This is a genomic window from Rubrivivax albus, assembly GCF_004016515.1.
Classification (GTDB): Bacteria; Pseudomonadota; Gammaproteobacteria; order Burkholderiales; family Burkholderiaceae_C; genus Rubrivivax; species Rubrivivax albus.
In genome coordinates this window covers 598,883-612,896 of the sequence record NZ_SACT01000002.1, presented here as the reverse complement: position 1 = coordinate 612,896, position 14,014 = coordinate 598,883, and the positions used below count along the sequence as shown (strand labels likewise).

General features: G+C 72.1%; 10 protein-coding genes. 5 read left to right on the top strand and 5 right to left on the bottom strand.

What is annotated here, in order from left to right:
- Window positions 1-232: 232 nt before the first annotated feature.
- The gene (locus ENE75_RS09095) at window positions 233-1,093 is read right to left on the bottom strand and encodes an NF038132 family protein (protein ID WP_128197949.1); all 861 of its coding nucleotides are present in this window, start codon (window positions 1,091-1,093) and stop codon (window positions 233-235) included.
- Window positions 1,094-1,191: 98 nt separating this feature from the next.
- Window positions 1,192-1,941, bottom strand: coding sequence for a haloacid dehalogenase type II (locus tag ENE75_RS09090; RefSeq protein ID WP_128197948.1), 750 nt, complete (start codon window positions 1,939-1,941; stop codon window positions 1,192-1,194).
- Between the two features lie 88 nt (window positions 1,942-2,029).
- Between ENE75_RS09090 and bchE the strand changes: the two genes are divergently transcribed.
- The 5 genes from bchE (at window position 2,030) to ENE75_RS09065 (ending at window position 9,885) form a co-directional block, all read left to right on the top strand.
- Window positions 2,030-3,685 carry a magnesium-protoporphyrin IX monomethyl ester anaerobic oxidative cyclase gene (bchE, locus tag ENE75_RS09085; RefSeq protein WP_128197947.1) on the top strand — a complete coding sequence of 552 codons (1,656 nt, stop codon included), beginning with the start codon at window positions 2,030-2,032 and terminating at the stop codon, window positions 3,683-3,685.
- Window positions 3,686-3,713: 28 nt separating this feature from the next.
- Window positions 3,714-4,307 (top strand): bacteriochlorophyll 4-vinyl reductase, encoded by a 594-nt coding sequence (gene bchJ / locus ENE75_RS09080; RefSeq protein WP_128197946.1) that lies wholly within the window; start codon window positions 3,714-3,716, stop codon window positions 4,305-4,307.
- A gap of 72 nt (window positions 4,308-4,379) precedes the next feature.
- A complete protein-coding gene (gene purB, locus ENE75_RS09075; RefSeq protein ID WP_128197945.1) occupies window positions 4,380-5,759 on the top strand; it encodes an adenylosuccinate lyase in 1,380 nt (459 codons plus the stop codon).
- 17 nt (window positions 5,760-5,776) lie between these two features.
- The gene (gene pyrF, locus ENE75_RS09070) at window positions 5,777-6,604 is read left to right on the top strand and encodes an orotidine-5'-phosphate decarboxylase (RefSeq protein ID WP_128197944.1); all 828 of its coding nucleotides are present in this window, start codon (window positions 5,777-5,779) and stop codon (window positions 6,602-6,604) included.
- A 2-nt stretch (window positions 6,605-6,606) separates the two neighbouring features.
- Window positions 6,607-9,885: a PAS domain-containing hybrid sensor histidine kinase/response regulator gene (locus ENE75_RS09065; protein WP_128197943.1), complete on the top strand. Its 3,279-nt coding sequence runs from the start codon at window positions 6,607-6,609 to the stop codon at window positions 9,883-9,885.
- On the opposite strand, the gene ENE75_RS09060 is transcribed toward ENE75_RS09065, so the two are convergent.
- Genes ENE75_RS09060 through ENE75_RS09050 form a run of 3 tightly spaced genes read right to left on the bottom strand, consistent with a single transcriptional unit; the run spans window position 9,886 to window position 13,601 of the window.
- Window positions 9,886-10,827, bottom strand: a complete 942-nt coding sequence (locus tag ENE75_RS09060; RefSeq protein WP_128197942.1) for a phosphotransferase family protein — start codon at window positions 10,825-10,827, stop codon at window positions 9,886-9,888.
- Window positions 10,824-13,109: a xanthine dehydrogenase family protein molybdopterin-binding subunit gene (locus ENE75_RS09055; protein ID WP_128197941.1), complete on the bottom strand. Its 2,286-nt coding sequence runs from the start codon at window positions 13,107-13,109 to the stop codon at window positions 10,824-10,826. Before ENE75_RS09055 ends, ENE75_RS09060 begins: the two co-directional genes overlap by 4 nt.
- A gap of 6 nt (window positions 13,110-13,115) precedes the next feature.
- Window positions 13,116-13,601 carry a (2Fe-2S)-binding protein gene (locus tag ENE75_RS09050; protein ID WP_128197940.1) on the bottom strand — a complete coding sequence of 162 codons (486 nt, stop codon included), beginning with the start codon at window positions 13,599-13,601 and terminating at the stop codon, window positions 13,116-13,118.
- Window positions 13,602-14,014: the final 413 nt, after the last annotated feature.

Genomic DNA, 14,014 nt, shown 5'->3' with positions numbered 1-14,014 from the left:
TGATGTGGGCGGCGGAAGCGGCCACGACCCAGTTCACCTGTCGGGTGAGCACGCTGCGCACCCGATCGAGCCGCCCTCGACCACGCTGGCCGCGTTGCGAATGCTCGCCATGGCACGGGCCATTGCTGTGCTTTGCGCCTTGCCAGCGCGGCCGGTGACGACTCGCTCGGGCGCGCCCAACTGCCGGATCCAGGCTGAGTGGTGGCCGACAGCCCGGCCCCCGGCGCCCTGATCAGCGCTGACCCGTGCGGCGCGACCGAAGCCAGGGCACCGCCGCCATGCCGCACAGCCACAAGGCCAGGGGCGATGGCTCGGGCACGGCGGCGGTGAGGCCGGCGTAGTCGAAGGCCAACCCGGAGTCGTACGCCCAGTCGCCCCAGTTCACGACGCCGAGCTCCAGCTGCAGGCGGGCATCCGATGCGAAGGTGATCTGCGACTGCATCCAGCCGGTGTAGCCGCAGCCCGGCGCGTTGTCCTTCCAGCAGCTGCCGTTGGACACGCCCAGGGGCGCCCAGTCCACCGGATCCTCGGCCGACTTGCTGACGAACTCCCAGCTGTCGAAGTCCACGATGCGTTCATCGGGGTCGAAGTCGGCCTTGTCGAGCACGTCGCCGGGTACGACCTTGCCGGTGTTGCTGTTGGTGGCGGCGGCGGCGAACAGCCAGGCCACCACGGTGCCGTCATCGGCGTCGACCAGGCGCGCCCAGGCGTAGTCGTCGTAGCCCTTGCCGTCGGTGGACACGAAGTTGAACCACACCGACAGGGTGTCCCCGGCGTCGACGTCGAACGTCGCCGAGGTCCAGCGCGATCCGTTGGTCTCGGTGCCGCTGCCGCGGCTGTTGCCGTCCAGCAGCAACGGCGAGGTGCCCACGGCCTCGGACCCGGCCGTGGTCACCAGGCCGTAGCGGGCACTGCCGGCCGGCGAGAGGCCGATGTCGCCGGTGGCCGGCGCGCTGGCGCAGTGCCCGACACAGGTGCCAGGGCCGGATGGCGGGGCGACCTCGGCCGCCTGCAGGCCGGGGCCTGCCAGCAGGCACAGGGCCGCGGCGCTGACGGTGTGGGAGATCCTCGGGGGGCGGTGGCGGGTGCGCATGGGTGTCCTGCCGGTGGCGTGGTGCGCGTCTGCAGCAAGCACCGTGCCCGCCTGGTCCACCCGGTCGGGCGGCGGACGAGCTGGGCCTGTGGGTGCTGTCACCCAATGTCGGTGGCCGATGGCTGGGTCAGTGGCCCCAGTGCGCCCAAGTGCCCCCAGTGCCCGGCCAGCGCCCCGAAGCCGTCGACCACCACATCGAACTCCTCGGCCACGTGAGCCGCGGTGCCACGCCCGGCGCCGAACTCGTCGGGCCGCAGCACCAGCGCCGTGCCCAGGCCGCAGCGGGCGGCGGCGCGCAGGTCGTCGGGGTGCGCTGCCACCAGCGTGACCTCGGCCGGCGGCAGGTCCAGCAACCGGCAGGCGCCGAGGTAGGTCTCGGGGTCGGGCTTGTAGTGGCCGAAGAGTTCGGCCGAGAACAGCGCGTCCCAGACCAGTCCGCCGTGGCGCGCCAGGTCCAGCAGCAGGCGCAGGTTGCCGTTGGACAGCGTGGCCACCGGCATCATCGCCTTCAGCTGGGCCAGGCCCTGCGGCACGTCGGGCCAGGGGTCCAGCCGGTGCCAGGCCAGGTTCAGGTCGGCGCGCGCCGCCTCGGGCAGGTCGAGGCGTTGCTCCGTGAGCAGACGGTCCAGGATGCGCCGGTGCAGGCCGTCGATGGTGGTCCAGGGCAGCACACCACGCCGCACCTCGTCCATCGCCGGCGCATAGCCGGCGCGCCAGGCGCGGGCGAAGTCCTTGGCGTCCACCGGCAGCCCGGCACGGCGCACCTCGCGCGCCACCGAGCCATGCCAGTCGACCACGGTGCCGAAGACGTCGAAGACCAGGGCGCGGGGCGGAGTGTCAGTTTTCATGGACGTCAGTGTGTCAAGAGACATTGACATGGCGCAAGTCCGCATCCGTGACAGGCGCCGACGATGGACCTCGACGAGGAGACCCGAGATGCGCATTCTGCTGCTGCACCCGAACTACCACTCCGGCGGCGCCGAGATCGCCGGCAACTGGCCGCCGGCCTGGGTGGCCTACCTCACCGGCTACCTCAAGGCCGCCGGCTACACCGATGTGACCTTCGTCGACGCGATGACGCACCACCTCGACGACGAGCAGGTGCGCGCGCGCATCGTCGAACTGCAGCCAGACATCGTCGGCTGCACCGCCATCACGCCGGCGATCTACAAGGCCGAGCGGCTGCTGCAGGTGGCCAAGGAAGTGAACCCCGGAATCGTCACCGTGCTCGGTGGCATCCACGGCACCTTCATGTACCCGCAGGTGCTCAAGGAGGCGCCGTGGATCGACGCGGTGGTGCGCGGCGAAGGCGAGCAGGTCTTCCTGAACCTGGTGCGCGCGGTGGACGACGGCAGCTTCGCGCGCGACCGCAGCGGCGTGCGCGGCATCGCCTATGCCGAGGCCGACGGCACCGTGGTGGCCACGCCGGCCGAGCCGCCGATCCAGGACCTGGACCGCATCAGGCCCGACTGGGGCATCCTGGAGTGGGACCAGTACATCTACATCCCGATGAACCGGCGCGTGGCGATCCCCAACTTCGCGCGCGGCTGCCCCTTCACCTGCAGCTTCTGCAGCCAGTGGAAGTTCTGGCGCGACTACCGCATCCGCGACCCCAAGGCCGTGGTCGACGAGATCGAGGACCTGGTGAAGAACCACCAGGTGGGCTTCTTCATCCTCGCCGACGAGGAGCCCACCATTCACCGCAAGAAGTTCATCCAGTTCTGCGAGTTGCTGATCGAGCGCCAGCTCGACGTGCTGTGGGGCATCAACACCCGCGTGACCGACATCCTGCGCGACCAGAAGCTGCTGCCGCTGTTCCGAAAGGCCGGGCTCATCCACGTGAGCCTGGGCACCGAGGCGGCGGCGCAGCTCAAGCTCGACCGCTTCAACAAGGAAACCACGATCGCGCAAAACAAGCAGGCCATCCAGTTGCTCCGGGATGCCGGCATCGTTACCGAGGCGCAGTTCATCGTCGGCCTGGAGAACGAGACCGCCGAGACGCTGGAGGAAACCTACCGCATGGCGCGCGACTGGAACCCCGACATGGCCAACTGGGCGATGTACACGCCCTGGCCCTTCAGCGATCTGTTCCAGGAACTGGGCGACAAGGTCGAGGTCTTCGACTTCGAGAAGTACAACTTCGTCACGCCCATCATGAAGCCCGACGCCATGGACCGCGGCGAGCTGCTCGACCGCGTGATGAGCAACTACCGGCGCTTCTTCATGAACAAGAGCTTTTTCCAGTACCCCTGGGAGAAGGACAAGGCCAAGCGCAGCTACCTGATGGGTTGCCTGAAGGCCTTTGCCAAGAGCGGCTTCCAGCGCACCTTCTACGACCTGGGCCGGGTGGGCTACTGGGGCCCGCAGACGAAGAAGTCGGTGGACTTCAGCTTCGACGGCAACCGCCGCATCGCCCCGGAGACGGCCGACGCACTGGCACAGGTGGACGACGGCTGGGTCACGATGCACGGGCCGAAGATCGAGATGAAGCGCCGCAAGGGCGACGAGAACTTCGAGATCGCCGAGGCCGCGATGGCCTGCGGCGGCGGCGCCGGGCAGCTCAGCGACGCGCAGATGGACGCGGTGAAGTGAGGGCGTCGCGGCCCAGGGCTGGGCGCCCATGAACGCGGCCATCGCCGGCCGCATCGGGCCGAACGCCATCACGCGCGTGGCCGAGGCCCTGGGCCCGGTCCGGGCGCCGCCGGTGTTCCGGCATGCCGGGCTGGCCGCCTACCTCCAATCGCCCCCGCAGGCGATGGTCGACGAGCGCGAGGTCATCGCGCTGCATGCCGCGCTGCGCGCCGACCTGGGCGACGCCGAAGCGCGCCGCGTGGCCGACGACGCCGGCCGCCGCACCGCCGCATACCTGCTGGCACACCGCATCCCGGCGGCGGCGCAACGCCTGCTCAAGGTGCTGCCCGCGGGCATGGCCGCGCGCGCGCTGCTCCGGGCCATCGGCGGCCACGCCTGGACGTTTGCGGGCAGCGGGCGCTTCTTGGCACGGTTCACGGGTGACCGTGCCCGGCCCGTGGTGCTGACCATCGCGCACAACCCGCTGTGCCGCGGCGTGCACAGCGCCGAGCCGGCCTGCGACTACTACCGCGCGGTGTTCGAGTGGCTGTTCCGCGCCCTGGTGCACCCGGGCGCGAGGGTGGTGGAAGCCGCCTGCGAGGCCTGCGGCGACCCGGCCTGCGTGTTCGAGGTGCGCTGGTAGGGGATCGGGGGCCACGGCGGGGGCGCCGCCTAGAATCCGAGGGTTAGATTCCTGCCGCCGGCGCACCGTCCCATGTCCTCCGTCACCACCCTCAGCGCCCTCACCGCCCTCTCGCCGCTGGACGGCCGCTATGCGCCGAAGACGGCGGCGCTGCGCCCGCTGCTGTCGGAATTCGGCCTGATGCACCGCCGCGTCCAGGTCGAGGTGGAGTGGTTCATCGCGCTGTCCGACGCCGGCTTCAGCGAGTTCAAGCCCCTGTCCGAGGCGGCGCGCGGCCTGCTGCGCGGGCTGGTGCTGCGCTTCTCCGAGGCCGATGCGCAGGCCATCAAGGACATCGAGAAGACCACCAACCACGACGTCAAGGCCGTGGAGTACTGGCTCAAGCAGCGCTGCGAGGCGCTGCCGGAGCTCAAGGCGGCCAGCGAGTTCATCCACTTCGCCTGCACCAGCGAGGACATCAACAACACCAGCCATGCGCTGATGCTGCAGGCCGCGCGCGAGCAGGTGCTGCTGCCGGCGCTGGACCGCATCGTCGACCGCCTGGCCGCCATGGCGCACGCGATGGCGGAGGTGCCCATGCTCAGCCGCACGCATGGCCAGACCGCCAGCCCCACCACCGTGGGCAAGGAGATCGCCAACGTGGTGGCCCGCCTGCGCACGGCGCGCGAGCGCATCGCCGGCGTGCAGCTGCTGGCCAAGATGAACGGCGCCGTGGGCAACTACAACGCCCACCTGGCCGCCTGGCCCGACTTCGACTGGGAGGCCTTCGCCAGGCGCGTGGTCGAAGATCGCCTGGGCCTGGTGTTCAACGCCTACACGATCCAGATCGAGCCGCACGACGCGATGGCCGAGCTGTTCGACGCCGTGGTGCGCAGCAACACCATCCTGATCGACTTCGCGCGCGACGTCTGGGGCTATGTGTCGCTGGGCTACTTCCGGCAGAAGCTCAAGGACGGCGAGATCGGCAGCTCCACGATGCCGCACAAGGTCAACCCGATCGACTTCGAGAACGCCGAAGGCAACCTGGGCCTGGCCACCGCGCTGCTCACGCACCTGAGCCAGAAGCTGCCCATCAGCCGCTGGCAGCGCGACCTGACCGACTCGACCGTGCTGCGCAACATGGGCGTGGCCCTGGGCTACACCGTGCTGGCGCACGACAGCCTGGCGCGCGGGCTGGACAAGCTGCAGGTGGACGAGGCCGCGCTGGCCGCCGACCTGGACGCGAGCTGGGAGGTGCTGGCCGAGGCGGTGCAGACCGTGATGCGCCGCCACGGCCTGCCCAACCCCTACGAGCAGCTCAAGGCGCTCACGCGTGGGAAGGATGTCACGCGCGAGTCGCTGGCGGCCTTCATCGACGGCCTGGCGCTGCCGATGGACGAACGGGAGCGCCTGAAAGCCATGACGCCGGGCAACTACACGGGCCGCGCGGCCGACCTGGCGCGCCGCATCTGACCACGAAGGGAGACCGCTTGAAGTTCACCGACACCCTGGCCGCCGCCACCCGGCGCCATGACTCCCTGCTTTGTGTCGGCCTGGACCCCGAGCCCTCCCGCTTCCCCGGCGCCTGGAAGGGGGACGCGGAGCGCATCTTCGACTTCTGCGCCGGCATCGTCGACGCCACCAAGGACCTGGTCTGCGCCTTCAAGCCGCAGATCGCCTACTTCCACGCCCACCGCGCGGAGGACCAGCTCGAACGGCTGATGGCCCACGTCCGCCGCGTCGCGCCCGGCGTGCCGGTGATCCTGGACGCCAAGCGCGGCGACATCGGCGCCACCGCCGAGCAGTACGCCCGCGAGGCCTTCCAGCGCTACCAGGCCGACGCGGTGACGCTGTCGCCCTTCATGGGATTCGACTCCATCGAGCCCTACCTGCGCTGGGACGGCAAGGGTGCCATCCTGCTTTGTCGCACCAGCAACCCCGGTGGCGACGACCTGCAGGCGCAGACGCTGCAGGGCGGCGAGAAGCTCTATGAACGCATCGCGCGGCTGGCCGCCGGCGAATGGAACCGTGGCGGGCAGCTGGGGCTGGTGGTCGGTGCCACCTACCCTGCCGAGATCGCCCGTGTGCGCGAGCTGGCACCCACGCTGCCGCTGCTGATCCCCGGCGTCGGGGTGCAGGGCGGCGATGCCGAGGCCACGGTGCGCGCCGGGCTGCGGCCCGGCGGGCCGATCGTCGTGAACTCCTCGCGTGCCGTGCTCTACGCCAGCGCCGGTGACGACTGGGCCGCGGCTGCCCGCCGTGTGGCCGATGCCACGCGCCGGCAGCTGGGCGTGGCCGCCGCCACCTCGGTGGTCTGATCATGCGGACCGTCGACGACGCGGTCGACGTCCGGGACGACCCACCTTCGCTGCTGACGGCCGTGGTCAAGCCGGTGCGCGGCGACGCTGCCAAGCGGTTGGATCGGCTCACGGCACGGCTGACCCGGGTCTACATGTTCGCCACGGCGGCGGCGATGATCTTTTTCAGCGCGGTGCTGTGGCTGTTCTCCCAGCCAGTGGGTTCCGTCGGCGTGGTGGCCGTGGCCTGCCTGATCGCCGGCGGCATCGCGCTGGCCGCCGCGTTTGCCGTGCCCCGTGTCCCCGTGTTGCCGCTGACTGTGGGGCCGCTGGCCGCCGTGGTGGCCATCGGCGTGGCGGCAGTCGGTCTCGGCTGGGGTGTGACGGCGCCGGGCCTGGGTTTTGTCGCCTTGCACGCTGCGCTGGCCATGGCTCTGGGTGGGCCGCGCTCCGGCCTGCCGGTGGCGGGTGCCGGAGTGCTGCTGATCGGGGCGCTGGTGCTCGGCCATCTGCAGGGCCGGTTTGGCAGCCTGGGCAGCGGTCAGCCGTTGGCACTGGTGGTCACGGTTCAGCTGCTGCTGATCACACTGGCCGCGAGCGGCGGGCATGTGGCGGCGCACCTGATCCGCCGCTTCACGCGGGTCGCCGACGAGCGCGAGCAGCGCTTCAGCAGCCTGCTGCGCATCTCCGCCGACGCCTACTGGGAACTCGACCCCACGATGCGCCTGGTCGACCTGCGGCTGGAGCGTTCCGGCGAACCGGTGCGCTCCGGCGGTGAGGCCCTGGGTGCCGTGCCCTGGGAACTGCCGCACTTCCTTTGCGACCCCGACGTGCTGGACAGCCTGCAGGCCGACCTGGGCGCGCGGCAGCCGCTGCGCGACGTGCCTGTGGCCTGGCAGGGGCGCCGCAGCCTGCGGCACTTCCTGGTCAGCGGTGAACCGCGCTTCGGCCCCGGCGGTGTCTTCCAGGGCTACTGGGGCGTGGCCCGCGACGTGACGCCGACGATGCAGGCGCAGCATGCGCTGTTGCGCACCGAGGCCCGCTACCACGATCTCTTCGTCAGCATCCCCAACCCCCTGGTGCTGCACCGCGACGGCCGAATCCTCGACGCCAACCCGGCGGCGGTGACGCTGTTCGGCTACGACGACCTGCCGCAGATGATCGGCGGCTCAGTGCTTGAGGCCTACGACCCGGGTGACCGCGAACGAGCCCTGCGCCGTGCCCAGCAACTGCAGACCATGGCACCGGGAGAGGCCTTGCCAGTGGCCGAGTTCCGGCTGCGCCAGGAGGACGGCCGCCTGCTGCAGGTGCGTGCCACCGGGGTTGCGGTCGACACGGAGCGCGGTGCAGCGGTCCTGTCCATCTACGTCGACGACACCGAGCGCCAGGCGGCCGAGGACGTGCTGCGCCGCTCCGAAGCCCTGCTTTCGCACCTGTTCGCCAGCAGCCCCGATGTGATCACGCTGACGGAGCTCGACACGGGCCGCTATGCGATGGTCAACCGCAGCTTCGAGCGCATCACCGGCTGGCCCACCGAAGAGGTCATCGGCCGCACGTCCACCGAGATCGGCATCTGGTTCGACGTCGCCGACCGGCAGCGCTTCGTGCATCAGGTGCAGACCCTGGGACGCATCCAGGACATGCCGGTGCGCTTCTGTCGCCGCGATGGCACGCCGGTGCCGATGCTGGTCTCCGGCGCGCGCTTCCAGGCCGACCGGCGCGACTACCTGGTGATCAATGCGCGCGACATGACCGACGTCGAGCAGCATCGCCTGGAAACCGAGGCCATCCTCGAGAACGCCTCGCTGGGCATTGCGCTGACGCGCGAAGAGACCTTCCAGATGGTCAACCCGGCGTTCGAGGCCATGCTGGGGTGGCCCGACGGCAGCATCGTCGGTCAGCCGGGCACCTGCGTCTGGCCGAGCCAGGACGCGTACCGCGAGATCGGTCGGCAGATCGGCCCGCTGCTGGCCAAGGGCGAGCAGGTCGAGGTCGAGTGCGAGGTCCGCCGGCGCGACGACAGCACCTTCCTGTGCCGCATGCTCGCGCGGGCGGTTGACCCGTCGCACCCCAGCCGCGGTGGCACGATCTGGGTGGTCGAGGACATCACCGAGAAGCGCCGCATGGACGAGGCGCTGGCGCGTGCGCGTGATGCTGCCGAGGCGGCCAGCCGCGCCAAGAGCGCCTTCCTGGCCAACACCAGTCACGAGCTGCGCACGCCGCTCAACGGCCTGCTGGGGCTGGCGCAGCTGGCACGCACGCCCGGGCTGGAAGAGGCACGGCGCAGCGGTTACCTGGAACAGATCGTCGACAGCGCCCGCTCGCTGGCCGACATCGTCTCCGACATCCTGGACCTGTCGAAGATCGAGGCCGGCCGGCTGACGCTGGAGTCCGCTGCCTTTGACCTCGACCTGCTGCTCGGCTCCCTGCAGCGCGGGTACACCACGCTGGCCGCCGCAAGCGGCCTGGTGCTGCGGCTGGAGGCCGGACCCGGCCTCGGCCCGGTCAGCGGCGATGCGCTGCGCGTGCGCCAGATCCTCACCAACTACCTGGGCAACGCGCTGAAGTTCACCGACCACGGGGAGGTGCGCCTGAGCGCCCGCCGGCTGGATGCCGATCGCGTGCGCTTCGAGGTCAGCGACACCGGGCCCGGCATCGACGAGGCCACGCAGGCGCGGCTGTTCCAGCCCTTCACGCAGGCCGACCAGTCGACCACGCGGCGCTATGGCGGCACCGGGCTGGGGCTGTCGATCTGTCGCGAACTGGCCAGCCTCATGGGCGGCTCGGTGGGCGTGCACAGCGAGGTCGGGCGCGGCAGCTGCTTCTGGGCCGAACTGCCGCTGCCGGTGGCGGCCGGCGCGCCTGTGGCTGCGGCGGCCGAAGCCGACCCGGCTGCGGTGCTGGGTGCGCATGTGCTGCTGGTTGACGACAACGAGGTCAACATGATGGTGGCCGTGGCCCAGCTCGAGCAGGTGGGCGTGCGCGTGGGCCAGGCGGCCGACGGGCGGCAGGCGCTGGACGCCGTGACCGCCGCCGAGGCCGCCGGCGACCCCTACGACCTGGTCATGATGGACCTGCAGATGCCCGACCTCAGCGGCTACGAGGTCACCGCCGAACTGCGCCGCCGGCACGGCCCGCAATCCCTCCCCATCATCGCCCACACCGCCGCCGCGCTGGTCAGCGAACGCGAGGCGGCGCTGGCTGCGGGCATGAACGACTTCCTGCCCAAGCCCACCGACGTGGCCCAGTTGCGCGCCATGGTGGCGCGCTGGGCGCGCCGCACGGACCCGGGCACCGGCTGATCAGGGCCAGATCCGCGCCGCCAGCGCGGGGAAGTCCGGCGCGTCCATCCAGCCCGGGCAGGCGATCTGCGCCGGCAGGCAGCTGTAGCGGTGCAGCAGCAGCAGGCGCAGCAGAGGCTCGCGCAGCGCGCGGTCGAAGGGCCGGCCGATGTAACCGTCGAACAGCGCGTCGAGCCGCGGCGCACTGCCCGCGGCCAGGAAGCACATCGGCCCCAGCCAGTCGTAGGCGCGCGGGCCCACGAGCCCGTCGCCGAAGTCGAACATCGCGCTCAGGCGGCCCGGCTGCGCCGGGTCGTGCAGCAGGTTCATCGGCGTGTATTCGCCGGTGAGCGGCACGTCGGCTTCGTCGGGCGCCGTGAGCGCATCGGGCAGCGGGCCCTCCAGGAACATCGCCAGCTGCGCCAGCAGGTGCGCAGGCAGGCCGGTGCGGGCCTGGCGCCGCGCGCAACCGGCACGCTGGCGCTGCAGGAACTCCGCCCACGGCGGTGCCCAGGCGCGCAGCGGGTCGACCGGCAGCGCATGCACGGCGGCCATCGTGGCGCCGATCTGGCGCAGCACCGCCAGGCGCGCCGGTTCGTCCAGCCGCGGCCACGCGGCGGTCAGCGGTTCGCCACGCAGCTGCGTGATCCACAGCCAGGGCCAGGTGCCGCCGTCGCCGGCTGCCCCGTCGGCGACCAGCACCGGCGTGGGCAACGGCAGCCGGCCTTCGACGTGGCGCAGCATCGCGCGCTCGAAGGAGAAGTGGTCGTGCAGGAAGGGCGGGTACACCTTGAGCACGTGGGCCTGGCCCACCAGGGCCACCAGCGCCGTGCCTTCGGTCATGGGTTGCACCGCGTCGGGTGACAGGCGCACCGCGATGGCGGCCACGTCGTCTCGCCATCGCGGCGGGTCGTCGTGCAGCGCATCGAACTCGGCGACGCCGATCTGCGCCGGCAAGGTCACGCAGCGGCCTCTGGCCCGGCCAGCGGCAGGCGGCGCAGCCGCTGCCCGGTGAGCGCGAACCAGCCGTTGGCCAGCGCCGGCGCCACCGGAGGCAGGCCCGGTTCGCCCATGCCGGTGGGCGGGTGCTCGCTGGCCACGACATGGGTCTCGATGGCTGGCGTGTCGGCCAGCGTGAGCAGCGGCAGGTCCGGCAGGTTCTTCTGCTGCACCACGCCGGCGACGATGTCCACCCGCCCGTGCAGCGCCGCGGCCAGGCCGAACATCACCGCCGACTCGAGCTGCTGCGCCACGCCGTCGGGGTGGACCACGGTGCCGCAGTCCACCGCGGCGACCACGCGCTCGGCGTGCGGCCGGCCGTCGCGGGCCGAGACCTCGATGACCATGGCCACGACGCTGCCGAAGCTCTCGTGCAGCGCCAGGCCGCGCGCACGGCCTTCGGGCAGCGGTGTGCCCCAGCCGGCGCGCTCGGCCGCCAGTGCCAGCACGGCCCGGTGCCGCGGTGCCTCGCCCAGCAGGCGCAGGCGGAAGGCCAGCGGGTCGGCGCCGGCGGCATGCGCCAGTTCGTCGACGAAGCCTTCGCTGAAGAAGGCGTTGTGCGAGTGGCCCACGGCGCGCCAGTACCCCACGGGCACGCCGCTGCGCGTGGCGCTGTGGGCGATGCGCTGGTGCGGCACGGCGTAGGGCAGGTCGTACAGACCTTCGGCCGTGGTCTTGTCCGGCAGGTCGAACGGGCCGGCCAGTGCCGGCAGCGTGCGCGCCATCCAGCGCGGCACGATGGCGTCGCCGGCGCTGTGCCAGTCCAGCGCGGTCACACGGCCTTCGGCGTCGAGCCCGGCGCGCAGCCAGGCCGCGGCAGCCGGGCGGTAGAAGTCGTGGCCGATGTCCTCGTCGCGCGGCCACACCAGCTGCACCGGCCGGCCGCCACAGTCCATCGCGATGCGCACGGCCTGTGCCACCACATCCACCTCCAGCCGCCGCCCGAAGCCGCCGCCGAGGTAGGTCACGTGCACGTCGACGGCGTCCTCGTCCACGCCGGCTACGCGGGCCGCGGCGGCACGCGCCAGGCCCGGCACCTGCGTGGGCAGCCACAGCGTGACGCGGCCTGCGGCCACCCGTGCGGTGCAGTTCGGCGGCTCGAGAGTGACGTGAGCCAGGTAGGGCGCCTCGTACAGCGCTTCCACATGGCTTGCTGCACTGGCCAGGGCGGTGGCAGCGTCACCGCGGCTGTGGAAGACGTGGCCATCGCCGCCGCGGGCTGTGGCCGCCAGGTCGGCCGCGATGGCCACGCTGTCGAGGTCGCCGGCGGGCCGGCCACGCCGCTCCACGCGCAAGGCACGCGCGCCCTGCATCGCGTGCCAGGTGGTGCGGCCCACGACGGCCATCGCCGCATCTGCGCCACCGGCCGCGGCATAGGGCGGCAGGCGCACCACGCGCTCGACACCGGGCAGCGCGAGCGCCGGCGCCACGTCCACCGCGCCGGGGCTGCCGCCCAGGGCCGGCGCGTGGCGGATGACGGCGAACCATTGGTCCAGCAGGCGCACATCCAGCCCGAAACCGGCGCTGCCGTCGACCTTGGCCGCGACATCGACCCGCGGCACGGACTGGCCGATCACGCGCCAGGCGCTGCGTGGCTTGGGCTGCACGCCGCTGACGGGCGTGATGGCCGCACGCGCGGCCAGGTCGCGGAAACCGGCGCGCTGGCCCGAGGGCGGGTGGTGGATGACGCCCGCTTCGCAGCGCATCTCGGCCACCGGCAGCCGCCACGCCAGCGAGGCGGCCCCCAGCAGCTTGGCGCGCGCGGTGGCCGCGGCCAGCCGCAGCGGCTCCCACAGGTCGGCCACGCTGGTGGAGCCGCCGGTGGCGTTGAGCCCGAGTTCGCGGGCCAGCTTGCGCACCATCCACTCGGTGGCGCGCACGCCTGCGCCAGGGTGCTCGCGGTCCTGTGGATGCAGCGGCAGGCCGCCGACGAACATCGCGACGTTGCCGTAGAGGCTGTCGAAGCCGGCGGGCACGCGTTGCACGGCGTCCAGCGCCACGTCCAGCTCCTCGGCCACCAGCATCGTCAGCGCGGTGTGCACACCCTGGCCCATCTCCGAGCGTGGCATCACCAGCTGCACCGCGCCGTCGGCGCCGATCCGGATCCAGCCGTTGAGTGCCACCTCCGGCGCGCCTTCGAGCGCGTCGGGCTCGCCGAGCCGGCTGCGCGGCGGCAGCGCGGCGAAGCCGACGATCAGGGCGCCGGTGGCGCCAGCGCCGGCCAGCAGCAGGGTGCGGCGTTTCATGGGCACTCAGCCCAGCAGCCGCGGCGCACGGCGCGGCATGCCTTCGGCGGCTTCGCGGATCGCGGCGCGCCAGCGCGGCGTGGTGCCGCAGCGGCACAGGTTGCCCAGCGCGGCGTCGATCTCGGCGTCGCTGGGGTTCGGGCGGCGCGCCAGCAGCGCGGCGGCGGCCATCAGCACGCCGCTCTGACACCAGCCGCACTGCGGCACCTGGTGGGCGATCCACGCCGCCTGCACCGGGTGCAGGCCGTCGTCGCTGCGCAAGGTCTCGATGGTCCGCACGCGCTTGCCCTGCACCGCCGACAGCGGTGTGACACAGCTGCGCACCGCGTGCCCGTCCACGTGCACGGTGCAGGCACCGCAGGCGCCGATGCCGCAGCCGAACTTGGTGCCGGTGAGGCCGAGCAGGTCGCGCAGGGCCCAGAGCAGCGGCATCGCCGGGTCGGCGAGGGCGTCGTCGAGGTCCTGGGGCTGGCCGTTGACGTTAATGTTCATGTCAGTGGCCCCGGGGCGTACCGTGAACAGCAGATTTCGCCTCGCTGTGATCCTTCTTGTTCGAGCGCTCGTGGTCCTCGAGCTCCACCGCCGCTGCAGCAGGGTGGCGGCGTCGCCCGCGTTCTCCGGCCCACGCTCGCGGGGCGCTGCCTTGGCTCATCCGCGGCCGAGGCTTCAACGCCGCCAGTGGTGAGTCGGCGTCCAGGCGACCGCGAATGGGGCCTGCGCCCGCAGGCGCCGCCGCCACCCTGCGACACCTGCTCGCTGTTCCCGGGGACCGACGCCTCGGCGCTACGAAGGGACGGGGGTTCGGGTGGGCGGGCGCAGGCCCCATTCGCGGTTGCCTCGTCGGTGACACACCGACGCCGGTGTTGATGCCTCGTCGGTGGCCCACAGCGGGCAGCGCCCCGCGA